Genomic DNA, 23,760 nt, shown 5'->3' on the forward strand with positions numbered 1-23,760 from the left:
TCCACAACGCGGGCGGTCCCGTTCGGTCGCGGCCGGGGTCAGCGCCGGACGAGGTGGGCGGGGCGCTTGAGGAAGATCACGACGATCACGGCGACCCCGATGACGATCGCCGGCAGGATCATGGCCTGCGCCATCGCGGCGGAGAAACCCTCGGCGATCGCGGGAGGCATCGCGCCGCCGCCGCCGAAGTCGCCGCCCGCGGCATCCCCGGCACCCGGCAGGTTCGCCGTCAGCCGCGACTGCATGTAGGCCGCGATCGCCGCCGAGCCGATCACCGAGCCGACCGTGCGGGTCGTGTTGTAGATGCCCGAGCCGGCCCCTGCCTGACGCGGCGGCAGGTTGCGGGTCGCCGTCGTGGCGAGCGGACCCCACATGCCGGCGTTGGCGACGCCGATGATCGCGGCGGGGATGAGCAGCAGCAGGACGGGCGCCTCGGTGTTCATGAGCAGCGCGTAGCCGACGAGGCCCAGGACCATCAGCGTCAGGCCGGGGACGAGCAGCAGGCGCGGGTCGACGCGGTCGAGGATGCGGCCGGCCAGCGGTGCGAGCGCGCCCGAGAGAACCGCCATCGGCACGAGCAGCAGCGCCGACTGCGTCGGGGTGAGCCCGCGCGCGAGCTGCGTGAAGAACGCCATCGGCAGCGCCATGCTCGTCACGGTGAAGCCCACCGCGGCGATCGCGAGGTTCGAGATCGCGAAGTTGCGGTCGCGGAAGAGCTCGAGCGGCACGAGGGGCTCGCTCTTCGTCCGTCCCTGCGTCCAGACGAACACCGCCATGACGACGACACCGGCCCCGATCATCGCCCAGATGCCGGCGGCCCACTCGTAGTGCTCGCCCTCCTGCAGGCCGAACACGATGAGGAAGAGCCCGATCGCGCTCAGCACGACGCCCACGACGTCGAAGCGGTGGGGGTGGGTCTCGAGCTGCGGCACCAGGCGCCACGCCAGCACGAACGCCACGACGCCGACGGGGATGTTGACGAAGAAGATCCACTCCCACCCGAAGCCGTCGACGAGAAGGCCGCCCGCGAGCGGTCCGACGAGGGTCGCGACGCCGGCGGTCGCACCCCACAGGCCCATGGCCGCGCCCCGGCGCTCGGCGGGGAAGGTGCGGGTGATGACGGCCATCGTCTGCGGGGTCATGAGGGCGGCGCCGAGACCCTGCACGGCGCGCGCGATCACGAGCACGGCGAGCGAGCCCGAGAGCCCGCAGGCGAGCGAGGCGATCGTGAAGATCGCGAGCCCGATCAGGTAGATGTTCTTCGGCCCGAATCGGTCGCCGAGGCGGCCCGTGACCAGCAGGGGCACTGCGTAGGCGAGCAGGTACGACGAGGTGACCCACACCACGTTGTCGAGGTTGCCGGTCGACGGGTCGAGCGCGGCCTTGATCGCCGGGTTCGCGACCGAGACGATCGTGGTGTCGACGAGGATCATGAAGAACCCGATGACCATCGCCCACAGGGCGGGCCACGGGTTGACGGCGGGGGCGGCGCCTTCGGGGGCGCGGACGGTGCTGGTTCTCTCGCTCATGCGCGGGCGGCTTCTCTCTGTGCCAGGTAGCGGTCGGTCGGGGCGAGGTCGGTGACCCCCCACACGGTGTCGGGACGACGGATGTACTCGACCGCTTCGTCGAGCCAGGCGACATCCGCCGACAGCAGAGCCGTCTCGCGGTGCACCTCGATCCAGAACTGGGGATACGAGCCGCGCTCGATCGCATGGTCGCGCGCCTGGCGGTGCGCCTCGAGGGATGCCGCCAGGGCGTCCCTCCGCTCGCTGAGGAGCGCCACCACTTCGGCGCGCTCGAGGTTGTGCGATTCGGCCAGCGCGACGCGGAAACGCTCGGGGCGGTCGACGGCGGGGAGCTCGCGCCGCACCCACGCGGTCATCATGTCGGCGCCGGCGTCCGTGAGCGTGTACGTCGTCCGCTCCGGACGGTTGCCGTCGCGATCGGTGCCGACGTCATCGATGAGGCCCTGCCGCTCGAGACGCGCGACGGTGTGGTAGATCGTCCCGTGCGTCAGGGCGACGAGGCGGTCGGCTTTCCGTTCGCGCAGCAGGCGGACCATCTCATACGCGTGCATGTCGTCCTCGTGCAGCAGCGCGAGCAGCATCAGCCCCAGCGGGGTGAGCCGATCGACGGCATCCGGCATGGCACCCCCCTCTCGATTAGTCCATGTGGACTATACGCCTTTTTCACGGGTGATCGTCGGCCGGCATCCGGACGGACCCCCGCGATGCTCGGGAGGCGTGGACCGCAGCGGATCGAGCACCGCGCCAGTCCGATCGACGCCCACTACTGCTCCTGCATTGTGACGAAAGGGGATCGGATGCCAATATGAGAGCCGTCTCATATTGCACAGAGACATTCGGGGGAGAAATGACTTCAGAAAACACATCGCACTCGCGCGCCACCACGCCGCCACCGCCGCCACCGCCGCCACTGGCGCCACCGGCGCCACCGGCAACCCTCGCGGCCCCGCCGGCACCTTTCACGCACGCAGCATCCGTCCAGACGCCGCCCCAAGACAGCTACCCGGCCGCGCCATCCGCTATGACCACACAAGGACCGGGCTCAGCGCAGCCCGCCCTGAGCGATAAGTCGTTCATCGCGACCTGGCTCTTCGCACTATTTCTAGGGGTCCTCGGAGTCGATCGGTTCTACCTAGGGAAAGTCGGAACTGGCATCATCAAGCTCCTGACTTTCGGCGGCCTCGGGATCTGGGCGCTGGTCGACCTGATCATCACGCTGACGCAGAATGCGAAGGACGCCCGGGGCCTCGCGGTGCGAGGCGAAGGCAGGCAGCCGATGATCGCTTGGATCGTCACCGGCATCGTCGTGGTCGTCGCGCTCGTCGCTAACATCGGCAACGCGGCGAACAGCGTGTCGGACCGCGTCTCGGCGCCTGTCGTAGCCGCGCCCATCGACGACCAAACCGCGAACGATCCCGCCGACGACGTGGCGGCGGCACCAGTCGACGACCGTGCCACGGTTCCGACCATCGTCGGTTCGACTGTGGCCGAGGCCCGGGTCGCGCTGCAAGCAGGTGGCTTCGTCCTCGTCGTACCCGAAGGAACCGGTGACGACTGGCTCGTCACGTCTCAGAACGTGACCGGAGGCGCCAAGGCCGATGACGGAGCAGAGATCACGGTCGTCGCTGAAGCCCCCGCGCCTGTGCTCTCGCTGGGGCAGCGCAACGCGGTCGACAAAGCCGCGAGCTACCTGTCCCTCATGGGCTTTTCGCGCACGGGGTTGATCACGCAGCTCGAGTTCGAGGGGTTCACCAACGAGGACGCCACGTTCGGCGCGGACAATGCCGGCGCGGATTGGAACGCGGAAGCTGCCGAGAAGGCCGCGAGTTACCTTGATCTCATGGCGTTCTCACGCCAAGGGCTCTACGACCAGCTCGCCTTCGAAGGGTTCACCTCCGAACAGATCGAGTTCGGGCTGGCAGCCATCGGTTATTGAACGACCGGGGGCAGGCGATCTGTCTGCCCCCGCACCACGTACACCTACACCTCCATCTCACGATCACCGAGGAACCCTCATGGAACCCGCCGCAATGCTCACGTGGACGCTGCAACAAGAGATCGCCGTCCCCGCCGATGTGCTGCCCCTTCTGACACAGGGCGAAGAAGCCGTCGCATCGTTCAAGACGTTTCGCGATTCTGCGACCTTCACCACCAAGCGGCTGATCGTCCGTGACGCCCAGGGCATCACGGGCAAGAAGGTCGAGATCTACTCTCTGCCCTACAGTGCGATCAATATGTGGTCATCCGAGAACGCGGGAACCCTCGACTGGAACTCCGAGATCGAGCTGTGGACGCGAGCCGGACACATCAAGGTGAAGCTCTCGAAGGGCGCCGACGTCCGGCGTATCGACAGCCTGATTGCCTGGGCCGTCCTGCACGCACACTGACCTCGGCTGTAGTGGTGCTTGCCGCGCGGCTCAACCCATCGGCGCGCTCCGGGATAATGGCCGGGTGAGCGCCCTCGATCTGCCCGGCTGGAAGCACGTCTACTCCGGCAAGGTCCGCGACCTGTACCGTCCGGCGGACGGCCCGGCCGACCGGATGCTCGTCGTCGCGAGCGACCGCGTCAGCGCTTTCGACCACGTCCTTGAGCCCGGCATCCCCGGCAAGGGCGAGCTGCTGACGCGCCTGAGCCTGTGGTGGTTCGCCCAGCTCGCCGGTCGCGACGGCGGCCACCCGATCCCGAACCATCTGCTGGGGCTCCAGCCGCCGGCAGCGGTCGCCGCGCGGGCGATGATCGTGCGCGAGCTCGACATGCAGCCGATCGAGTGCGTCGTCCGCGGCTACCTGACCGGCACCGGCTGGGCCGAGTACTCCGAGAGCGGCACGGTGTGCGGCATCCCCCTCCCCGCGGGCCTGCAGAACGGCGACCGCCTGCCCGAGCCGATCTACACCCCCGCGTACAAGGCTCCCCTCGGCGAGCACGACGAGAACATCTCGTTCGAGCGTTCCGTCGAGCTCGTCGGCGCCGAGACCGCCGCCGCGCTGCGCGACGCGTCGCTCGAGATCTACCGACGAGCCGCCGCCCTCGCCGAGAGCAAGGGGCTCATCCTCGCCGACACGAAGTTCGAGTTCGGCCTCGATGCCGATGGCGTGCTGACCCTCGCCGACGAGGTGCTCACGAGCGACTCGTCGCGCTACTGGGATGCCGAGGCCTGGCGCACCGGCACGACGCCCGCCGAGCGCATGGCCAGCTACGACAAGCAGATCGTGCGCGACTGGCTCGCGGCGGCCTGGGACAAGACCGGCACTCCCCCGGCTCTCCCCGACGACATCGTCGAGCGCACCGCCGCGAAGTATCGCGAGCTGCTCGAGACGCTCGCGGGCTGAGGGCGGGCCGTACGCGCGCTCCGCGGAGCGCCGACGCGGCATGCAGGGATCTCACAGGTAGGGTAGGGCCGCTCTCGCGCTCCATCCCGAATCGTTCATCCTTTCCGAGGAGTCCCATGCCCATCTGGTCCCTCCACGGCGACGGTCGCACCGTCGCGCGCGGCGCCGTCGTCAAGCCCGGCGAGCGCCTGAACTGGCCCGGCACCATCGCGATCGGCGCGCAGCACGTCGTCGCCATGTTCGGTGCGACGTTCCTCGTGCCGATCATCACCGGCTTCCCGGTCTCGACGACCCTGCTCTTCTCGGGTCTCGGCACCCTCGTCTTCCTGCTGATCACGCGCAACAAGCTGCCGAGCTACCTGGGCTCGTCGTTCGCTTTCATCGCCCCCATCACGGCGCTCAACGGCGGCAACCGCCTCGAGACCGCCGAGCAGATCACTCAGGCGCTCCTCGGCGTCGTCGTCGCGGGCCTCCTGCTCGCGGCGGTCGGCTTCATCGTGCAGGCCTTCGGCACGGGCTGGATCGAGAAGCTCATGCCGCCCGTGGTCGCCGGTGCGATCGTCGCGCTCATCGGGTTCAACCTCGCACCCGCCGCCTGGAACAACTTCCAGCTGCAGCCCGAGATCGCCACGGTGACCCTGTGCGCCGTCATCCTGTTCAGCGTGCTGTTCCGCGGGTTCCTCGGCCGCATCTCGATCTTCCTCGGCGTGATCGTCGGCTACGTCGTGGCCGCCGTCACCGGACAGGTCGAGTTCGAGGCCGTCGGGGCCGCCGCCTGGTTCGGTCTGCCCGACTTCCACCTCGTGGCGATCGGGGATGCCGCGGCCTGGTCCATCGTGCCGATGTTCCTCCCCGTCGTGCTCGTGCTGATCGCCGAGAACGTCGGCCACGTGCGCGGCGTCGCGACCATGACCGACGACCCCTCGATCAACAAGCACACCGGCCGCGCGCTCATCGCCGACGGTGTCGCGACCACCCTCGCGGGCGGCTTCGGCGGCTCGGGCACCACGACCTACGGCGAGAACATCGGCGTCATGGCCGCGACCCGCGTCTACTCGACCGCCGCGTACTGGGTGGCCGGCATCGTGGCGATCCTGCTCGCCTTCTCGCCCAAGGTCGGGGCCGTGTTCAACACGATCCCCGCGGGCGTGCTCGGCGGCGTCACGACGGCCCTCTACGGCCTGATCGGCGTCATCGGCATCAAGATCTGGGTCGACAACCGCGTGGACTTCTCGCGTCCCGTGAACCAGTACACCGTCGCGGTGTCGTTCGTCATCGCGATCGCGGGGTTCGCGATGAACTTCGGTTCGCTGCAGTTCGGCGCGATCGTCCTCGGCACCATCGCGGCACTGGTGATCTACCACGCCGGCAACGCGATCGCCCGCTGGCGCAAGACCGGCGCCGACGACGGCGGCCCCATCCCCGCGGTGGGCCCCCTGGGAGGAGACCCCCAGTAGGCCCGCATCCCGAGTGCACGGCATCCCGTCGAAAGGACGACTTTCAGACGCGAGGATGCCGTGCACTCGGCGTTTCGCCGTGCACTCGACGCCGCTCCCGGCCCTGCAGGTGCTCGCCGCAGGCGGCGACACCGTCACCCTCGGGCGCGCCGGCCGGCCGGTCGTGATCCTGCGCCACGAGCCCGCGCTCCGCCATGCGGCCGCCGGGTCGGCTGGCTTGTTCCACACGGCCATCCTGTTCGAGACGCAGGCAGCTCTGGCGGCCGCGCTCTACAGCGTCGCCCGCCACGCGCCCTCGACCTTCACCGGCAGCGCCGACCACCTCGTCAGCCAGGCGTTCTACTTCACCGACCCCGAGGGCAACGGCATCGAGCTCTACTGGGACCGCGATCGCAGCACCTGGTCGTGGACGCACGGACAGGTCGAGATGGACACGCTCTTCCTCGACCCCAACGCCTTCTTACGCGAGCACCTCGATGCCGCGATGCTCGACAGCGCGGGCAGCGCCGGCTCCACGCCATCCGATCCCGCCCGCGCAGGCCCTCTTCGTCAGCGCGGGCGGCTACCACCACCACATGGCGATGAACGTGTGGAACTCCCGAGGGGCAGGGCCGCGCATGCCGGCGCTCGGGCTCGGCCGCGTCGACCTCGCGCTGCCGACGGCCGACGATCTGGGGGCTCTCACCGAACGTCTGCGCCATCATGGCATCGCGGTGCGCGACGACGGGCGCACGGTCGCGTTCGACGACCCCTGGAAGAACACGCTCCACGCCGCCCTGGCCTGAGCACGACGCGCCCTGACCCGAGCGTCAGGCCCGCGTCAGGCCGAGCCGCGGACGATGAGCTCGGTGTCGAGGATCGTCACCTCGGGGGGCGACATCCCCGCGAGCCGCGCGAGCAGGACATCGGCCATGCACTCGCCCTGCGCGAACGACGGCTGCCGCATGGTCGTCAGCTGCGGCTCGGTCGTCAGCGCGACGGGCGAATCATCGAAGCCCATGACCGCGACCTCGTCAGGGACCCTGATCCCCTCGGACGCGAGCACCTGCATGGCGCCGCGCGCCATGAGATCGCTCGCCACGAAGAGGCCGTCGAGCGGCTCGCCCGCCGCGAGGATGGCACGCATCGCCACAGCTCCGGACTCGGTCGTGAAGTCGCCCTGCACGACGGGGGCCGGCGTGAGTCCCGACTCCGCGAGCGCCACGCGGTAGCCCTCGGCGCGGTCGACGCCGGCGGGCATGGACGGCGGGCCCGTGATCGCGCCGATGTGGCGGCATCCGCGGCCGATGAGGTAGGCCGTGGCATCCCGCGCACCGGCGACGTTATCGACGTCGATGTAGTAGTCGCCCATCCGCGATCGCACCGGTCGACCGCCGTAGACGACGGGAATCGCGGCCGCGATGCGCTCGATGAAGGTGTCGCTCGTGTGGTGCGACACGATGATCGCGCCGTCGACGGCCCCACTGCGCACGTACTGGGCCGTCTTGTCGCCGGGGTCGGCGCTGGCCATGATCAGGTTCAGCACATAGTCGCTGCGGCTGATGCGCGAGTTGATGCCCGACACGACCGCCGCGAAGAACGGATCGCCGAACACCCGGCTGGTGTCTTCGGGCACGACGAGCGCGATCGCCATCGTCGACCGGCTGGCGAGCGAACGCGCCGCGCGGTTGGGAACGTAGTTGAGCTCGGCGATCGCGCGGCGCACCGACTCGAGGGCGGCGGGGCTGACGGCGGTCGAGCCGTTGACGACGCGCGACACCGTCGAGCGCGATACACCGGCGACGGCCGCGACCTCTTCGATGGTCGCGGCCGTCCGGTTCTGGTCGGAGATCACAGGTGGGCTACCTCGGGACGGCGGTCCGGGCGGCGTCCGCCGGAGCGGGAACGTCGATCGCACGATCTGCGATGACCCGACGATACTCCTTCGCGCTGTCCTTCAACGTCCGCTCCTGCGTGTGGTAATCCACGTGCACGATGCCGAAGCGCTTCTCGTAGCCCCAGGCCCATTCGAAGTTGTCGAGCAGCGACCAGTAGAAGTAGCCGCGGACGTCGGCACCGGCCTCCTGGGCGTCGAGGATGGCGCCCAGGTGCACCCGCAGGAACTCGGTGCGCTCGGCGTCCGGCACCGACTTCTCGCCGTCGACCTCGACGAGCTCGTCGTCGTAGGCGGCGCCGTTCTCGGTGACGTAGAGGATCGTGCCGACGGGCTGGGCGTACTCGGTCCACACGCGCTCGAGCAGCTGGGTCAGCCCCGCGGGCTGCACCTCCCAGTGCATCGACGTGCGGGGCAGACCCCGCTCGTGCCAGTAGATGTCGTGACCGGCGGGCCACGGCGAGCCGGTCTTGCGATCGGTGGGCGCGTCTCCCGGGGTCGGCGGGTTGGGGTCGGGACGACCGCCCACGAACTCGCCGTGGTAGTAGTTCACCCCGAGGGCGTCGAGCGGCTGCGCGATGATCGTCTCGTCGCCCGGGCGCACGGCATCGCGCCAGCGCTCGACCGCCGCGGCATCCACCTTCTCGATGTCGGCGACGATGTCGCCGGGGTAGGCGGCCCGGAAGATCGGGTCGAGGAACCAGCGGTTGAACTGGCCGTCGATGCGCCGCGCCGCGTCGACGTCGGCGGCATCGGCCGGATCGGCCGGTTCGGCCACCGTCAGGTTCAGCGTGATGCCCAGCGACAGCGACGAGTCGCGCTCGCGCAGGGCGGCGACGGTCTGCCCGTGACCGAGCAGCAGGTGGTGCGCCGCGAGCATGCCGTCGCCGATGTCGAACCGTCCGGGAGCGTGGATGCCCGCGGTGTAGCTGAGGAACGACGAGCACCACGGCTCGTTGAGCGTCGTCCAGTGGTGCACGCGGTCGCCGAGGGCGTCGTGCATGTCGAGGGCGTACTCGGTGAAACGATCGGCGGTCTCGCGAAGGGTCCACCCGCCCCGGTCCTCGATGGCCTGCGGCAGATCCCAGTGGTAGAGGGTCAGCCACGGGATGATCCCGGCACCGAGGAGCTCGTCGACGAGCCGCTCGTAGAAGTCGACGCCCTTCGGGTTGAGCGCGCCGCCGTCGGGACGCACGCGCGACCACGAGGTGGAGAACCGGTACGTGTCGAGACCGAGCTCCTTCATGAGCGCGACGTCGTCGCGGTAGCGGTGGTAGTGATCGCACGCGACGTCGCCGTTGTCGGCGTTGATCACGGCACCGGGAACACGGGCGAACGCATCCCAGATCGACGCGGTACGACCGTCTTCGAAGGCCGCGCCCTCGATCTGGTACGCCGCGGTGGCTGCTCCGAAGAGGAAGCCGGTGGGGAAGCTGCGCGAAGCGTTCATGTTCTCCTGCTGAGTGCGGTCGAGGTTCAGGGTCATCCCTTCACCGCCCCGGCCATGATGCCACTGACGAGCTGCTTGCCCGCGAAGATGAACAGCAGCAGCAGCGGGATGGTGGCGAGGATGACGCCCGCGAGCACGACCGAGTAGTCGACGAAGTAGTTCGACTGCAGCAGCGACAGCGCCACGGGAAGCGTCGGGTTTTGCCGGTCGAGCACGATGAACGGCCAGAAGAAGTTGTTCCAGGCTCCGACGAAGGTGAAGAGGAACAGCATCGCCGCGGCCGGACGCGCCGCGGTCATGCCGACGGTCCAGAACGTGCGGATCATCGAGGCTCCGTCGACGCGCGCCGCCTCGATCAGCTCGTCGGGCACCGCCTGACGCAAGTACTGCGTCATCCAGAACACGCCGAAGGCGCTGGTGAGCGCCGGGATGATGATGGCGCCGATCTGCCCCGTCCAGCCGAGCTCGGAGAACAGGATGTAGAGCGGCACGACGCCGAGCTGCTGCGGCACGGCCATCGTCGCCACGACGAAGACCAGCAGCCCGGGTCCGCCGTGGAAGCGCAGCTTCGCGAAGGCCCAGCCGGCGAGCGTCGAGGTGATCACGACGGCGGCGGCGATGAGGAACGAGCTGTAGATGGAGTTCCACAGCGCCGGCCAGAAGTTGACGGCCGGGTTGGAGATGACCGACAGGGCGTTCTCGATGAAGTTGCCGCCGGGGATCCACGGGAAGGGCTTGCGGAGCGTGGACGAGTCGCCCGAGCCGATCACGAACGACCAGTAGAGGGGGAACACGGCCGAGAGGAACACGGCGCCGAGGATGGCGTAGGTCCAGAACCCGGGACGGCTGCCGCGGATGCGCCGGGCGCGGCCACCCCGGCGCTGCTTGCGCGCGTTCGGGATGCCCTCTTCCACCGTGGCGAGGGGGACGGGAGTGCCGATGGTGCTCATGCCTGGTTCTCCTTCAGCGCGCGCTGCGCCTGCTTGGACTGCTTCTTCTGCTCCCGTTTGCTGAGCTCACGGCGAAGTCCTTCGTCGCGGACGAGGGTGCGCGTCACCACGAGGTTCACGAGTCCGATCAGCACGATGATGATGAACAGGATCCACGCCATCGCCGCGGCCCGGCCGAAGTTCCACTGTCCCCAGCCGACGTCGTAGAGGTAGAGGGTGATGGTCAGCCACTGCTGGGCGGATCCACCACGGCCGAATTGGTCGAACACGCGCGGCTCGTCGAAGATCTGCAGGCCGCCGATCGTGGCCGTGATGATGACGAAGATGAGCGTCGGCTTGAGCGAGGGCAGCGTGATCGAGAAGAACTGGCGCACGGGGCCGGCGCCGTCGACGGTGGCCGCCTCGTAGAAGTCGCGGTTCACGGCCTGCATGGCCGCGAGCAGGATGAGGGTGTTGTAGCCCATCCAGCGGTAGTTCACCATCGTGGCGATCGCGACATGGCTCCAGAACGGCTCGACGTGCCAGGGGATGGCGCCGATCCCGATCGCTTGGAGGATGCCGTTGATGAAGCCCGACTGGTCGGCGAACATCGCGTTGAAGATGAGGCCGACGGCGATGGGGGCGACGACGTAGGGGACGAGCACCGCCATGCGCCAGAAGGTCTTGGCGCGGATGTTCCGGTCGAGCACGGCCGCGATGAAGATCGCCAGCACGAGCTGCGGGACGCTCGAGAGCAGGAAGATGCTGAACGTGTTGCGCAGCGCGGTCCAGAAGTGGGGCTGCGACAGGATCCAGATGTACTGGTCGAATCCGATGAACTCACCCTCGCCGCGGATGAGGTCCCAGTCCATGAACGAGATCACCGCGGTGTACGCGATGGGGAAGAGCCCCACGATCGCGAACATGATGAAGAACGGCGAGATGTAGAGGTACGGCGAGAAGCGGATGTCCCACTTGCTGAGCTTCTGCGAGAAAGAGATGACTCGCGGAGGACGACCGCCGTCGTCGTTTCGGGGGGCGCGCGTCACTGGGCGCTGCTGAGTCGTGGTCACGATCGTCCTTCGGGTCCGAGAGGGGGACGCCGGGGCGCACCGATGATCCGATGCGCCCCGACAGGGTGGGTCAGAAGGCTCCGACCTCGGTCACCCAGGTCTTCCAGGAGGTCTCCTTGTCCTCGATGCCGTCGAAGACGCGCGTGATGGCGTTTCCGAGGGCGTCGTGGAACTGGAAGTACTTCGGGCCCTTGAAGGTCGTGACGGTGATCGCGTTGGCGCGGTCGATGCCGATCTGACCCGAAGGAGCGTCGTTGAAGTACTCGTTGACGAACCCGGTCAGGTCGGGGCTCGACTGCGCCTCGGGCTGGCTCGGGAACGTACCGGCGTTGTTGAAGGCCTTGATCTGCGTCTCGGGAGACGTCAGCCAGTCGGCGAGCTTCTGCGCGTTGGTCACGTTCTTGCCGTTGGCGGGGACGACGAGGTACGAACCGCCCCAGTTGCCGCCGCCCTCGGGGAAGGCGTTGGCGATGTCCCATCCGGCGATGTCGGGGGCTTCGCCCTCGATGATGCCGTGCATCCACGGCGGGCACAGCATCGCGGCGAACTTGCCACTCGCCATGGCCGCGTACCAGTCGTCGGACCACTGTCCCGGGTAGGCGGCGATCGGGATCGCCTTGTCGACGACGGTGTCGTAGGCCGCGCGGATGTCGGGGTTCTCGGTCGCGATGACCGTGCCGTCCGGCTCCTCGTAGGCGACGTCGAGCTGGTTCACGACGCCCTGCAAAACGGAGTTCGCCGAGTCGATGAAGGGCTCACCCGTCTTGGCGACGTAGTCACTGCCGACCTGGAAGAACGCGTCCCATGTCGGGAAGAGCTTGGCGACCTCTTCGCGGTCGGTGGGCAGGCCGGCTGCCTCGAACAGGTCGGCGCGGTAGCAGATCGCCTGCGGTCCGACGTCGGTGCCGTACGCGACGAGGTTGCCCGCGGCGTCGGTCGCCGCCTTCTCCTTCCAGTCGAGCCAACGGCCGGCGAGCTCGTCCGGCACCGGGGCGACGAGGTCGGAGTACTGCATCATCTCGGGGAACCAGTCGACCTCGACGCCTTCGACGTCGGCGAGGCCGGTCTTGCCGAGCTTCTGGAAGAAGTTGGTGCGGGCGTCGTTCGAGGTCGCCGCCTTGGTGTGTACGACCTTGATGCCGGTCTCCTCGGTGAACTCGGCGAGCAGTTCGTCGGTGTAACCGAAGTCGTTGAACGTCGCGAGCGTGACGGTGTCGGAGTCGCCCCCGGATGCGGCCTGGTCACCTCCGCCCGAGCATCCGGCGAGGACGATGGCCGAGGTGGTTGCGACGCCGGCCACGAGGCCGATCCGCCGCAGTGCGCGTGAATTCACGTGTCACTCCTTCGTGATTGCGGTATCTGGTGCGCGGCGGTTCGCACCCGACTATGGGAGCGCTCTCACCGATTGCCCATGACCATACGGGAGCGCTCCCAGGAACTCAAGAGAGCGCTCCCGAAGTGGATGGTCACGATCGGGTCACGACACCGGCCGGATGCGGCGGACGAGCGGCGCCTTCCCACCCGTAGACTGGTCGCGCACCCATCCCGCGACCTCCGGAGCGAGCAATGCCCACCATCGTCGTCGACGTCATGCCCAAGGCCGAGCTCCTGGATCCGCAGGGCAAGGCGGTGTCGGGAGCTCTCACTCGTCTCGGCGTGGCCGGCTTCTCCGACGTCCGCATCGGCAAGCGCTTCGAGCTCACCGTCGACCGCGCCGACGACGCGACCCTCGAGACCGCTCGCCGCATCGCCGACGAGATCCTCTCGAACTCGGTCATCGAGGACGTCGTGAACATCGAGGTCGTGGAGTGACCGCGCGCATCGGTGTCATCACCTTCCCGGGCTCGCTCGACGACCGCGATGCGCAGCGCGCCGTCCGTCTCGCGGGCGCCGAGCCCGTCGCGCTGTGGCACGGCTCGCACGACCTCGACGGTGTCGACGCGCTCGTGCTGCCCGGCGGCTTCAGTTACGGCGACTACCTCCGCGCCGGCGCGATCGCGGCGCTCGCGCCGATCATGGCCGAGGTGAAGGATGCCGCAGACAAGGGCATGCCGATCCTCGGCATCTGCAACGGCTTCCAGATGCTCGTCGAGGCGCATCTGCTGCCCGGCGGCCTGATCCGCAACGCCCACCAGCAGTTCATCCGCCGCGACCAGCGCCTCGTCGTCGAGAACGCCGACACCGCCTGGACGAGCGGCTTCGAGAACGGCCAGGAGATCGTCATCCCGCTGAAGAACGCCGACGGTGGCTTCACGTGCTCGGCCGAGACGCTGAAGCGGATCGAGGGCGAGGGTCTCGTGGCGTTCCGCTACCGCGGAGTGAACCCCAACGGCTCGCTCGACGACATCGCCGGTCTCACGAATGAGCGCGGCAACGTAGTCGGGCTCATGCCCCACCCCGAGCACGCCGTCGAGCCCGGATTCGGCCCGAACACCAGCGACGCGATGCGCTCGGGCACCGACGGGCTCACGTTCTTCACGTCGGCCGTCGCGGCGGTGCTCGCCCGCGTCTGAGCACCGGGTCGGTAGCGTGGGGGCATGATCGAATCCCCCCGCCCCATCGTCGTCAGCGCGCCCAGCGACGAGCTGGCAGCCGACATCGGCGCCGTGCCCGAGGGGGTCGACCTCGTGGTGTGGGACCTGCGGTCCCCCGCGCCCCGAGACGCGTTCGACATGGTCGTTCCGCCGTACATGTCGGGCAAGCGACTCCTCTCGGCTCTCGAGAACATCAGCGTCGGGATGCTGCAGAGCCAGTCGATCGGCTATGAGGGCATGGGGCGTTACCTTCCCGAGGGCACGAAGCTGGCGAATGCGTCGAGCGTCCACGAGACGGCGACCGCCGAGATCGCGGTGGGCCTCGCGATCGCGGCGCAGCGCGACCTCGCCGACTACGTGCGCAACCAGGAGTCCGCGCGCTGGGCACCGCAGTTCAGCCGCAGCGTCGCTGATCGCACGGTGCTCGTCCTCGGCTACGGCGGGGTGGGCAAGGCCGTGGCATCCCGGTTGCTGCCGTTCGAGACGACGATCGTCCCGGTCGCGTCCCGAGCCCGGGACGAGGACGGCGTCCACGTGCACGGCATCGACGAGCTCGACGAGCTGCTGCCGCGCACCGACATCCTCATGATCACGCTGCCCGGTGGCGAGACGACGAAGGGCCTCATCGGCGCCCGTGAGCTCGCGCTGCTGCCCGACGGCGCGCTCGTCGTCAACGTCGGACGCGGCACGGTGCTCGACACCGACGCCCTCGTGTCCGAGCTGCAGTCCGAGCGCCTGCGCGCCGCCCTCGACGTCGTCGATCCCGAGCCGCTGCCCGAGGACCACCCGCTCTGGGGTGCTCCGGGCGCGCTCGTCGTGCCGCACGTGGGCGGCGCGGCCGACGCCATGCGTCCGCGGATCGCGAAGCTCGTCCGCACGCAGATCGAGCGCCTCGCCGCCGGCGAGGAGCCGCTCAACATCGTCGAGCCCTGAGCCGCCGGGCCCTGATGGGGCCCGGCGGCTCAGACGCGGAAGATCGTGTGGACCGGGCCGCAGACGTCCTGGCCGCCGAGCTCGACGAGCTCCATGAGAACGGCGGTGCCGACCGTCCGGTGCCCGAGGCCTTCGAGCAGGCGCTGGGCCGCGCGCAGCGTGCCACCGGTCGCGAGCACGTCGTCGACGAGGAGCACGCGCGTACCGCGTGGCAGATCGTCCGCCATCTCGATGGTCGCCTGACCGTACTCGAGGTCGTACGAGACGGATGCCGCCGGGCGCGGCAGCTTGCCCGCCTTGCGGATCGGCACCATGCCGACACCGCTCGCCGCCGCGACGGCGCCGGCGATGAGGAATCCGCGCGCCTCGACGCCGGCGACGACGTCGAACTCACGGGCGAAGGGCGCGACGATCGCGTCGACGACGGTGCGCAGCGCGGTCGCGTCGGCGAGCAGCGGCGAGATGTCGCGGAAGAGGATGCCCGGTTCGGGGAAGTCCGGGATGAGCGCGATGAGCGACTCAGCGTGCTCGAGGGGGTCGGAAGTCACCGAACCACCCTAGGCCCGTTTTGATGCTCCTCCGACGGCGAGGTCGCGACTGCAAGCGCTTGCACTAGAGTGAGCGCCATGACCTCCTCTTCCGTGGACACGGCGGCATCCACCCTCGCCCCGATCGGGATCTCCCGGCCCGGCGCCGAGTGGTGGCGCACCGCCGTCATCTATCAGATCTATCCCCGCTCGTTCGCCGACGCCTCGGGAGACGGCATCGGCGACCTCGCCGGCATCACCTCGCGCCTGGGCGACCTCGCCGACCTCGGCGTCGATGCCGTCTGGCTGAGCCCCTTCTTCCGGTCGCCGCAGAAGGATGCCGGCTACGACGTCTCCGACTACTGCGACGTCGACCCTCTCTTCGGCACCCTCGCCGACTTCGACACGATGCTCGACGAGGCGCACGCCCGCGGCATCCGGGTCATCGTCGACCTCGTCCCGAACCACTCGTCCGATCAGCACGCCTGGTTCCAGGAAGCGCTCGCGGCGGAGCCGGGCAGCGCCGAGCGCGCGCGCTACATCTTCCGCGACGGCAAGGGCGAAAACGGCGACGAGGCGCCCAACAATTGGGAGTCGGTCTTCGGCGGCCCCGCCTGGACGCGCACGACGAACCCCGACGGCACGCCGGGCCAGTGGTACCTGCACCTGTTCGACTCGACGCAGCCCGACTTCGACTGGGCCAACCCCGAGGTGGGCGACGAGTTCGAGCGCATCCTGCGGTTCTGGCTGGACCGCGGCGTCGACGGATTCCGCGTCGACGTCGCCCACGGCCTGGTCAAGTCGGACGGCCTGCCCGACTTCGTGCCGGCCGAGGACGCTGGATCGATGGGCGGCGACAGCCTCGACGTGCCCTACTGGGGCCAGGAGGGCGTGCACGACATCTACCGCCGCTGGAACCGCATCCTCGCCGAGTACGAGGGCGACCGGGCCCTGTGCGCCGAGGCGTGGCTGCCCACCGTCGACGAGACCGCCCTGTGGGTGCGCCAGGACGAGATGCACCAGGCGTTCAACTTCCCCTACCTGCAGACCGAGTGGGACGCCGACCACCTCACCGAGGTGATCTCCGAGTCGCTGCGCGCCTTCCCCGCGGTCGGCGCGCCCGCGACCTGGGTGCTGTCGAACCACGACGTCGTCCGCCACGCCTCACGCCTGGCGCTGACCGCGGAGAACCCGCAGGGCCACGGTCTCGGCCCCGACTCCCCCGGTCAGCCGGACGCCGTCGTGGGCCTGGCCCGCGCCCGCGCCGCGACGACCCTGATGCTCGCCCTGCCCGGCTCGGCCTACCTCTACCAGGGCGAGGAGCTCGGGCTGCCCGAGGTCGTGCACCTGCCCGATGACGCCCGTCAGGACCCGACCTGGTTCCGCACCGACGGTGAGCGCTACGGCCGCGACGGATGCCGCGTGCCGATCCCGTGGGAGGCCGACGCCCCCGGATACGGGTTCAGCCCGACCGGGGCCTCGTGGCTGCCGCAGCCCGAGGAGTGGCACGGCCTCGCGCGTTCGGTGCAGGACGGCGACCCCGCCTCGACCCTGACGCTCTACCGCGAGCTGCTCGCCGCACGTCGCCGGCACGACCTCGGCGCCGGATCGCTCGAGTGGGTCGATCTGCAGCTGGGTGACGACGTCGTGGCGTTCCGCAACGGCGACGTGCTCGTCGTCGCCAACACCGGCACGGATGCGGTCGCACTGCCCGCCGGTGAGATCCTGGTCTCGAGCGTCGCCGATCTCGCCGAGAGCGCCGGTGACGTGGCCGAGCTGCCCGTCGACGCGGCGGTCTGGATCCGCGTGAGTTGACGAGAGGAGCGGGAGATGGTCGGCATCGACGACGTCGCGCGACGCGCCGAGGTCTCGACGGCGACCGTCTCCCGCACCCTGAGCGGCCGGGGTCCGGTGTCGCCCACGACGCGCGAACGCGTGCTGCGGGCGGCATCCGATCTCGGCTACGTCGTCTCGTCGGCGGCCTCGAGCCTCGCGTCCGGACGCACCCGCAACATCGGCGTACTCGTGCCGATCCTCGACCGCTGGTTCTTCTCGCGCGTGCTCACGGGCATCGCCGCGACCCTGCAGCGCGACGGCTACGACGTCGCGCTGTACGCCCTCACCGCCGAGGCCGACGAACGCCGCCGGGTGTTCGCGACCTCGCTGCGACGGCAGCGCGTCGACGGCGTCATCGTCGTGTCGATGGCACTCGCAAGCGACGAGATCGCGCAGCTCGGCGACCTGGGCCTGCCGGTCATCGCGATGGGCGGGCAGCTCGCGGGCCTGCGGTCGCTCACCGTCGACGAGATCGAGGTGGCCCGGACGGCGACCGAGCACCTGCTCGACCTCGGGCACCGCGACATCGCCCACATCGGCCTGCATCCGCAGTTCGAGGGCGACTTCCACATCCCCACACAGCGTCGCCGGGGCTTCGAGGCCGCCCTGTCCGAGGCCGGCGTCGCCCCGCGGACAGACCGCTTCGCGGCGGCGGACTTCACGATGGCCGGCGGGCATGATGCCGCGACGCGGTTGCTCCGCGACGCCGAGACCCGCCCCACCGCGATCTTCGCGGCCTCGGACGAGATGGCGATCGGGGCGATGCTGGCGGCGCGCGAGCTCGGGCTGCGCGTTCCGGAGGACGTGTCGATCATCGGGGTCGACGGCCACGACCTCGGCGAGTTCTTCGGCCTCACAACGGTCGACCAGTTCCCGGGCCGACAGGGCGAGCGCGTGGCCTCGGCGATGATCGCGGCGCTTCGCGGGGCGGCGTCCGAGGCCCCGGCCGACCTCGACTTCGCGCTCGTCGAGCGGTCGAGCACGGCCCCGCCGGCCTGAAACCGGCGCAGCGACCCCCGGGCAGCGCGCAGGCGCCCTCCCGTAGGCTCGGAGCATGTCCTTGGACCTCGACGCCCTCTACACCGACCTGCACCGGCACCCGGAACTGTCGTTCCAGGAGACGCGGACGGCCGCCGTCATCGCGGCTCGGCTCAGCGAGCTCGGTCTCGAGTACCAGGAGGGCATCGGCCGCACCGGTGTCGTGACCGCGATCCGCAACGGAGACGGTCCCGTCGTGTGGCTCCGCGCCGACATGGACGGCCTCCCGGTACCCGAGCAGACCGGCCTCGAGTACGCCTCGACGGCGCGCGGCGTCGACCCCGCGGGCAACGACGTGCCCGTCATGCACGCCTGCGGCCACGACATGCACGTCACCGCGCTTCTCGGAGCCCTCGAGCAGCTCATCGCCACGCAGCACGAGTGGTCGGGAACCGTCGTCGCCGTCTTCCAGCCCGCTGAGGAGTACGGCGCGGGCTCGCAGGCGATGCTCGCCGACGGCGTGCTCGACCGCTTCCCGAAGCCCGACATCGTGCTGGGCCAGCACGTCACGCCCCTCCCCGCCGGCGTCATCGGCGTGCGACCGGGCACCCAGATGGCAGCATCTGACGGCCTCAGCGTCGTGCTGCACGGTCGCGGCGGCCACGGCTCTCGCCCGCACTCCACGATCGATCCCGTCGTGATGGCGGCGGCGACGGTCATGCGCCTGCAGACGATCGTGTCGCGCGAGGTCGACCCGCGCGATGTGGCCGTCGTGACGGTCGGCTCGATCCACGCCGGCCTGAAGAACAACATCATCCCCGCCGAGGCGAAGCTCGAGCTCAGCCTGCGCTACCCCGACGACGCCGCGCGGGAGCGCGTCATGGCGAAGGTGGAGCGCATCGTGCGCGCCGAAGCCGCCGCATCCGGTGCCGAGACCGAGCCCACGATCACGGTCGACCACACCCTGCCCCCGACGATCAACGACCACACCGCGACCGCCCGCCTGACCGCCGCATTCGAGCGCGCCTTCGGCGAGGGCAGCGTCGTCGACCCCGGCATGTTCACCGGCAGCGAGGACGTCTCGTGGTTCGCCCGCGAGGCCGGCGTTCCCCTCGTGTTCTGGTTCTGGGGCGGCGTCGACCCGCAGAAGTTCGCGGATGCCGTCGCAGCAGGCACCGTCGAGCGCGACATCCCCACCAACCACTCCCCGTTCTTCGCGCCGGTCATGCATCCGACGATCGAGCGCGGTGTCGAGAACCTCGTCGTGGCAGCCAAGGAGTTCCTCGCATGAGCGACCCCAACGACCCGTTCGCCGATTTCGAGCCCTACGAGCCGCCGGCCAAGCCCGAGCGCGCGAAGCGCGAGAAGGCGCCGCGTGAACCGCGTGAACCGCGTGAAGCGCGTCAGCCGCGCGAGAAGAAGCCCCGCGCGTCGCGTGAGCCCGGACCCAAGCGAGAGAAGGCGTCGGGGATGCCGTCCGTCATGGCGGACTGGCCCGACGAGCCCCTCGCGCCGCGTCCTGCCGAGCGGAGCGACGACGGCGGCGGCGGCGATCGTCGCCTGCTCGTCATCCTGTCGAGCATCGCCGGCTTGCTCGTGGTCGCCGTCATCGTGGTGTTCGCGATCTATCTGACGCAGCAGTCGCAGCGGCAGGAGCCCGCGGCCGGCCCGGTGCCGACGGCTCCGGCGACGCAGTCGATCCCGCAGCCGTCCGGCACTCCGCAGCCTTCGGAGAGCCCGAGCGCCCCGGCCGCGGCCGCGGGCGTCGCGGTGACCGCGGACGGGTTCACGATCACCGATGCCGGCGGATCGACGACCTTCACCCACGCGTGGGCGGATGACGCGGCTCCGGCCGTGGCGGCACTCACCGAGCTCTTCGGCGCGGCTCCGACGGAGGACTTCCAGAACGGCGACGCCGAGAACTATGCGTATCGGATCTACGTCTGGGAGGGTTTCCGGCTCTACGACGTGTATCTCAGCGAGAGCAACCGCCCGCGAGCCGAGGTTCCCGCACCGACCTACGTCTCCTACGACTCGGACATCGACGTACCCGTGACGGACGACTTCGGGGTCGAGCTCGACATGTCGGCCGACGAGGTCGCGGCGCTCGGTCCCGACTCCGGCCAGGGCGGTTCGTTCGTGTTCGGCTCGGACCGCAACACCTTCTACCAGGACGGTCAGCGCCGCTTCGGAGCAGCCGTCACGGTCGAGGGCAGCAAGGTCACGGTCACCTACACCTTCCGCGCCGGGCGCTGAGAGGGTCTCCGTGCCAGGCCGGGATGCCGCCGGCGGTGACTCCCCTGCCAGGATGGCGGGTATGACCACAGCGACACCGCGGCGGCCCCTCATCGTGCTCTCGATCGTGGCGGGGGTGCTGCTGATCGTGGCGGCGGTGGTCGTGTTCCTGCTCGCGCAGCGCGATGCCGCACCCGCGGCTGCGCCGTCGTCCCCGGCCCCGACTCAGACCAGCGCGGCATCGGGGCCGACCCCGACGCCCACGCCGACACCCACACCGGCGGATGCCGCACCCGTCGCAGCCGAGGTGGTCATGGCCGCGACCGGTTTCACGATCGTCGCCGATGACGGATCGACGCTGCTCGAGTTCCGCTGGCGCGATGAGGTCGGGCCGGCCGTCGCCGCACTGACCGAGGCGTTCGGAACGGAGCCCGAGCTCGGCGTCCAGACCGGAGACGGCACCCACTTCCCCGACTACACGATCTACGACTGGGCCGGCTTCGCGCTGTACGACATGATCTTCGTCGACGGCAACAAGCCGCGGGACGAGTACGGCATCCCGACGTGGGTCAGCATCGGGGCGAACGAGGTGCAGGAAGTGCCCATCACACCCGAATTCGCGCTCACCATCGGCTCGGCCGCGGATGCGGTGCGCTCGAACGGTCCCGACGACGAATGGGCGATGCCCGGCGACGGCGAACTGCGCTTTGTCTTCGACATCGACCGAACTGATTTCCTCTCTCCCGACGGTCCGGTGCGAGACCTGTCGTACAGCGTCTTCGCGGACGCGACCGAAGGCCTCGGCGTCACCGACATCCTGTACCGCCCCTACAGCGGGCTCTGAACCGAACGCAGAAACCACGGTTCGACAACGCTCCGGTGACGCTCGGCGCGGCGAGATTGCGCAGGATGCCGCGCCAGGCGTAATGTCGCCCGCCGTGACCACTGACAGTCGCGAACCGGGCGAGGAAACCACGCCGATCGCGAAGCGCATCCTCATCGGCGACCCGCTCGATTCCGAGAAGCTCGACGACCAGCTCCTCCCCAAGCGCCGGGCCCTGCCGATCTTCGCCTCCGACGCCCTGTCGTCGGTCGCGTACGCGCCGCAGGAACTGCTGATGATCCTGGCGATCGGCGGCACGGCGATGCTCGCCTTCAGCCCGTGGGTCGCGCTGGCGGTGGTGGCCCTGCTCATCGTCGTCGTGCTGAGCTACCGGCAGCTGATCAAGGCCTATCCCTCGGGCGGCGGCGACTACGAGGTCGCGCGCACCAACCTGGGCGAGAAGGCCGGGGTCGTCGTGGCCGCGGCGCTGCTCGTCGACTACATCCTCACGGTGGCCGTGTCGGTGGCCTCCGGCGTCGACAACATCATCTCGGCGTTGCCCGGCCTCGCCCCCTGGCGGGTCGAGCTGGCGGTCGGGTTCGTCGTCCTCATCATCATCGTCAACCTCCGCGGGGTGCGCGAGGCCTCGTCGGCATTCGCGGTGCCGACCTACATCTTCATCGGCTCGGTCGGCGTCATGGTGGCGACCGGGCTCATCCGCACGCTGCTCGGCGACGCCCCCGTCGCCTCGAGCGCGCAGTTCGCGATGGAGGCCGAGAGCCTCAGCCAGGTCGCGCTCATCCTGCTGATCCTGCGCGCGTTCTCGAGCGGCTGCTCGGCCCTGACCGGAGTCGAGGCGGTCTCGAACGGTGTGCCGGCCTTCCGCGCCCCGAAGATCGCGAACGCGCAGAAGACCCTCGTCATGATGGGCACGATCGCCATCCTGCTGTTCTCGGGCCTGACGGCTCTCGGACTCATCGCGGGCGTCCACTACGCCGAGGACCCCTGCGCCCTCGTCGGCTTCGACTGCGTCAACCAGCCGCAGCCGAGCCTCATGGCGCAGATCGCCGCCGCGACGTTCGGCATGGGGTCGATCCCGTTCTTCATCATCCAGGCCGCGACCGCCTGCGTGCTGCTGCTCGCCGCGAACACGGCGTTCAACGGGTTCCCGCTGCTGGGTGCCGTGCTCGCCCGCGACGGGTACGCGCCGAAGTCGCTGAACACCCGCGGCGACCGGCTCGTCTTCTCCAACGGCATGATCATCCTGGGGCTCGCCGCGATCCTCGTGCTCGTCGTGTTCCAAGCCGACCTGACCACCCTCATCCAGCTGTACATCATCGGCGTGTTCGTGTCGTTCTCGCTCGGTCAGGTGGGGATGGTCAAGCACTGGCGGCGTGAGTTGCGGCTGCTGCATCCGACCGCCGCCGCCGACCGCGCGGAGGCCCGCCGCGGACTGATCATCAACGGGATCGGGGCGACCTTCACCGTCGCGGTGCTCGTCATCGTCACCGTGACGAAGTTCACCCACGGCGCCTGGCTCGTGTTCATCGCGATCCCGATCCTGGCGTTCCTCATGGTCGGGGTGAGCCGCTACTACCGCGACGTCGAGCACGAGATCGCGATGGATGACGACGTGCACTACGGCTCGACGGGCGACGTCGCCCTCGTCCTGGTGAACCGCCTGCAGAAGCCCGTCGCGAAGGCCGTCGACTACGCCCTTTCGGCGAAGCACGACAAGACCATCGCGGTGCACGTGGCGGTGTCGAAGGAGTCGGCGCAGGATGTGCAGACCGACTGGGAGGTGCACCGGATGCCGGTGCCGCTCGTGATCATCGAGTCGCCCTACCGCCAATATGCGGCTCCCCTCGCGGCGTTCATCCGCAAGTACCGCGAGAAGCACGGCTCATCCGTCGTCACGGTGTACCTGCCGCAGTACATCGTGGGCCACTGGTGGGAGACCTTCCTGCACAACCGACGCGCCCGCCGCATCGCTCAGCAGCTGATGATGGTGCACGGCGTGCAGATCACCCTCGTGCCGTGGCTGCTCGATTCCTCCGAGATCGTCTACGGCCGACGCTCCCGCCCGATGCCCGGCGACGACCGGGCCGGCCGGGCCTCCGCGACCTACGGCCTGGTGGCCCACACCGATTCGCCCGAGCCCGGCGAGGCGGTCTCGCGCGAACGCGCGCAGTAACTCCTCAAGCGCGGGCGCAGCACCGCCGCCAGCAGGCCGGTCCGGCCCTCGATGGCACG

Annotated in this window: 21 protein-coding genes and 1 pseudogene; 14 read left to right on the top strand and 8 right to left on the bottom strand. The window is 69.6% G+C overall.

Going from position 1 to position 23,760, the window contains the following annotated elements; translation table 11 throughout:
- Nucleotides 1–38 precede the first annotated feature (38 nt).
- Nucleotides 39–1,529, bottom strand: coding sequence for a DHA2 family efflux MFS transporter permease subunit (locus tag ABIC53_RS11805; protein ID WP_274178108.1), 1,491 nt, complete (start codon nt 1,527–1,529; stop codon nt 39–41).
- Nucleotides 1,526–2,149: a PadR family transcriptional regulator gene (locus ABIC53_RS11810; RefSeq protein ID WP_354451599.1), complete on the bottom strand. Its 624-nt coding sequence runs from the start codon at nt 2,147–2,149 to the stop codon at nt 1,526–1,528. The genes ABIC53_RS11805 and ABIC53_RS11810 overlap by 4 nt, the downstream gene beginning before the upstream one ends.
- A 185-nt stretch (nt 2,150–2,334) precedes the next feature.
- Here ABIC53_RS11810 and ABIC53_RS11815 point away from each other — a divergent pair, with 185 nt between their 5' ends.
- The 5 genes and pseudogenes from ABIC53_RS11815 to ABIC53_RS11835 form a co-directional block, all read left to right on the top strand.
- On the top strand, nt 2,335–3,465 hold the full coding sequence (locus ABIC53_RS11815) for an Ltp family lipoprotein (protein WP_354451601.1): 1,131 nt from the start codon (nt 2,335–2,337) through the stop codon (nt 3,463–3,465).
- Nucleotides 3,466–3,544: 79 nt separating this feature from the next.
- Complete coding sequence (locus ABIC53_RS11820) at nt 3,545–3,916, top strand: PH domain-containing protein (protein WP_137749778.1); 372 nt, start codon at nt 3,545–3,547, stop codon at nt 3,914–3,916.
- Between the two features lie 37 nt (nt 3,917–3,953).
- Entirely contained in the window at nt 3,954–4,859 is a 906-nt protein-coding gene (locus ABIC53_RS11825) for a phosphoribosylaminoimidazolesuccinocarboxamide synthase (RefSeq protein WP_378718936.1), read from the top strand.
- 116 nt (nt 4,860–4,975) lie between these two features.
- Entirely contained in the window at nt 4,976–6,316 is a 1,341-nt protein-coding gene (locus tag ABIC53_RS11830) for a uracil-xanthine permease family protein (protein ID WP_274178106.1), read from the top strand.
- A gap of 103 nt (nt 6,317–6,419) precedes the next feature.
- Nucleotides 6,420–7,101: pseudogene (locus tag ABIC53_RS11835) on the top strand (VOC family protein); the annotation flags it as partial.
- 35 nt (nt 7,102–7,136) lie between these two features.
- On the opposite strand, the gene ABIC53_RS11840 reads toward ABIC53_RS11835, so the two are convergent.
- The 5 genes from ABIC53_RS11840 to ABIC53_RS11860 form a co-directional block, all read right to left on the bottom strand.
- Complete coding sequence (locus ABIC53_RS11840; protein WP_274178105.1) at nt 7,137–8,150, bottom strand: LacI family DNA-binding transcriptional regulator; 1,014 nt, start codon at nt 8,148–8,150, stop codon at nt 7,137–7,139.
- 7 nt (nt 8,151–8,157) lie between these two features.
- On the bottom strand, nt 8,158–9,675 hold the full coding sequence (locus tag ABIC53_RS11845) for a GH1 family beta-glucosidase (protein ID WP_274178104.1): 1,518 nt from the start codon (nt 9,673–9,675) through the stop codon (nt 8,158–8,160).
- On the bottom strand, nt 9,672–10,589 hold the full coding sequence (locus ABIC53_RS11850; RefSeq protein WP_112615779.1) for a carbohydrate ABC transporter permease: 918 nt from the start codon (nt 10,587–10,589) through the stop codon (nt 9,672–9,674). The genes ABIC53_RS11845 and ABIC53_RS11850 overlap by 4 nt, the downstream gene beginning before the upstream one ends.
- On the bottom strand, nt 10,586–11,641 hold the full coding sequence (locus ABIC53_RS11855; protein ID WP_282501831.1) for a carbohydrate ABC transporter permease: 1,056 nt from the start codon (nt 11,639–11,641) through the stop codon (nt 10,586–10,588). The genes ABIC53_RS11850 and ABIC53_RS11855 overlap by 4 nt, the downstream gene beginning before the upstream one ends.
- A gap of 70 nt (nt 11,642–11,711) precedes the next feature.
- The gene (locus ABIC53_RS11860; protein WP_282501830.1) at nt 11,712–12,974 is read right to left on the bottom strand and encodes an ABC transporter substrate-binding protein; all 1,263 of its coding nucleotides are present in this window, start codon (nt 12,972–12,974) and stop codon (nt 11,712–11,714) included.
- Between the two features lie 233 nt (nt 12,975–13,207).
- Here ABIC53_RS11860 and purS point away from each other — a divergent pair, with 233 nt between their 5' ends.
- Genes purS through ABIC53_RS11875 form a run of 3 tightly spaced genes read left to right on the top strand, consistent with a single transcriptional unit; the run spans nt 13,208 to nt 15,108 of the window.
- Nucleotides 13,208–13,453: a phosphoribosylformylglycinamidine synthase subunit PurS gene (gene purS / locus ABIC53_RS11865; RefSeq protein WP_023953132.1), complete on the top strand. Its 246-nt coding sequence runs from the start codon at nt 13,208–13,210 to the stop codon at nt 13,451–13,453.
- The gene (purQ, locus tag ABIC53_RS11870) at nt 13,450–14,154 is read left to right on the top strand and encodes a phosphoribosylformylglycinamidine synthase subunit PurQ (RefSeq protein ID WP_274178101.1); all 705 of its coding nucleotides are present in this window, start codon (nt 13,450–13,452) and stop codon (nt 14,152–14,154) included. The genes purS and purQ overlap by 4 nt, the downstream gene beginning before the upstream one ends.
- A gap of 24 nt (nt 14,155–14,178) precedes the next feature.
- Nucleotides 14,179–15,108: a 2-hydroxyacid dehydrogenase gene (locus ABIC53_RS11875; RefSeq protein ID WP_354451607.1), complete on the top strand. Its 930-nt coding sequence runs from the start codon at nt 14,179–14,181 to the stop codon at nt 15,106–15,108.
- A 29-nt stretch (nt 15,109–15,137) separates the two neighbouring features.
- Here the strand turns inward: ABIC53_RS11875 and ABIC53_RS11880 are convergent, their stop codons facing one another.
- The gene (locus ABIC53_RS11880; RefSeq protein ID WP_112615769.1) at nt 15,138–15,656 is read right to left on the bottom strand and encodes an adenine phosphoribosyltransferase; all 519 of its coding nucleotides are present in this window, start codon (nt 15,654–15,656) and stop codon (nt 15,138–15,140) included.
- Between the two features lie 78 nt (nt 15,657–15,734).
- Between ABIC53_RS11880 and ABIC53_RS11885 the strand changes: the two genes are divergently transcribed.
- The 6 genes from ABIC53_RS11885 (at nt 15,735) to ABIC53_RS11910 (ending at nt 23,701) form a co-directional block, all read left to right on the top strand.
- Nucleotides 15,735–17,450, top strand: coding sequence for a glycoside hydrolase family 13 protein (locus ABIC53_RS11885; protein ID WP_114588919.1), 1,716 nt, complete (start codon nt 15,735–15,737; stop codon nt 17,448–17,450).
- Nucleotides 17,451–17,465: 15 nt separating this feature from the next.
- On the top strand, nt 17,466–18,470 hold the full coding sequence (locus ABIC53_RS11890) for a LacI family DNA-binding transcriptional regulator (RefSeq protein WP_282501827.1): 1,005 nt from the start codon (nt 17,466–17,468) through the stop codon (nt 18,468–18,470).
- Nucleotides 18,471–18,525: 55 nt separating this feature from the next.
- Nucleotides 18,526–19,740: an amidohydrolase gene (locus ABIC53_RS11895; RefSeq protein ID WP_282501826.1), complete on the top strand. Its 1,215-nt coding sequence runs from the start codon at nt 18,526–18,528 to the stop codon at nt 19,738–19,740.
- The gene (locus tag ABIC53_RS11900) at nt 19,737–20,705 is read left to right on the top strand and encodes a hypothetical protein (protein WP_282501825.1); all 969 of its coding nucleotides are present in this window, start codon (nt 19,737–19,739) and stop codon (nt 20,703–20,705) included. Before ABIC53_RS11895 ends, ABIC53_RS11900 begins: the two co-directional genes overlap by 4 nt.
- Nucleotides 20,706–20,766: 61 nt before the next feature.
- Nucleotides 20,767–21,528 carry a hypothetical protein gene (locus ABIC53_RS11905; protein WP_282501824.1) on the top strand — a complete coding sequence of 254 codons (762 nt, stop codon included), beginning with the start codon at nt 20,767–20,769 and terminating at the stop codon, nt 21,526–21,528.
- Nucleotides 21,529–21,610: 82 nt separating this feature from the next.
- Nucleotides 21,611–23,701: an APC family permease gene (locus ABIC53_RS11910; protein WP_323986999.1), complete on the top strand. Its 2,091-nt coding sequence runs from the start codon at nt 21,611–21,613 to the stop codon at nt 23,699–23,701.
- Nucleotides 23,702–23,760 lie beyond the last annotated feature (59 nt).

Source organism: Microbacterium sp. 1262, from assembly GCF_040544895.1.
Taxonomy (GTDB): Bacteria; Actinomycetota; Actinomycetes; order Actinomycetales; family Microbacteriaceae; genus Microbacterium; species Microbacterium plantarum.

Bases quoted from the DNA above. Each gene is read 5' to 3' on its own strand.
- ABIC53_RS11805 (WP_274178108.1), bottom strand. From the start codon at position 1,529: ATGAGCGAGAGAACCAGCACCGTCCGCGCCCCCGAAGGCGCCGCCCCC.
- ABIC53_RS11810 (WP_354451599.1), bottom strand. From the start codon at position 2,149: ATGCCGGATGCCGTCGATCGGCTCACCCCGCTGGGGCTGATGCTGCTC.
- ABIC53_RS11815 (WP_354451601.1), top strand. From the start codon at position 2,335: ATGAGAGCCGTCTCATATTGCACAGAGACATTCGGGGGAGAAATGACT.
- ABIC53_RS11820 (WP_137749778.1), top strand. From the start codon at position 3,545: ATGGAACCCGCCGCAATGCTCACGTGGACGCTGCAACAAGAGATCGCC.
- ABIC53_RS11830 (WP_274178106.1), top strand. From the start codon at position 4,976: ATGCCCATCTGGTCCCTCCACGGCGACGGTCGCACCGTCGCGCGCGGC.
- ABIC53_RS11845 (WP_274178104.1), bottom strand. From the start codon at position 9,675: ATGACCCTGAACCTCGACCGCACTCAGCAGGAGAACATGAACGCTTCG.
- ABIC53_RS11850 (WP_112615779.1), bottom strand. From the start codon at position 10,589: ATGAGCACCATCGGCACTCCCGTCCCCCTCGCCACGGTGGAAGAGGGC.
- purS (WP_023953132.1), top strand. From the start codon at position 13,208: ATGCCCACCATCGTCGTCGACGTCATGCCCAAGGCCGAGCTCCTGGAT.
- ABIC53_RS11875 (WP_354451607.1), top strand. From the start codon at position 14,179: ATGATCGAATCCCCCCGCCCCATCGTCGTCAGCGCGCCCAGCGACGAG.
- ABIC53_RS11885 (WP_114588919.1), top strand. From the start codon at position 15,735: ATGACCTCCTCTTCCGTGGACACGGCGGCATCCACCCTCGCCCCGATC.
- ABIC53_RS11890 (WP_282501827.1), top strand. From the start codon at position 17,466: ATGGTCGGCATCGACGACGTCGCGCGACGCGCCGAGGTCTCGACGGCG.
- ABIC53_RS11895 (WP_282501826.1), top strand. From the start codon at position 18,526: ATGTCCTTGGACCTCGACGCCCTCTACACCGACCTGCACCGGCACCCG.
- ABIC53_RS11900 (WP_282501825.1), top strand. From the start codon at position 19,737: ATGAGCGACCCCAACGACCCGTTCGCCGATTTCGAGCCCTACGAGCCG.
- ABIC53_RS11905 (WP_282501824.1), top strand. From the start codon at position 20,767: ATGACCACAGCGACACCGCGGCGGCCCCTCATCGTGCTCTCGATCGTG.
- ABIC53_RS11910 (WP_323986999.1), top strand. From the start codon at position 21,611: ATGTCGCCCGCCGTGACCACTGACAGTCGCGAACCGGGCGAGGAAACC.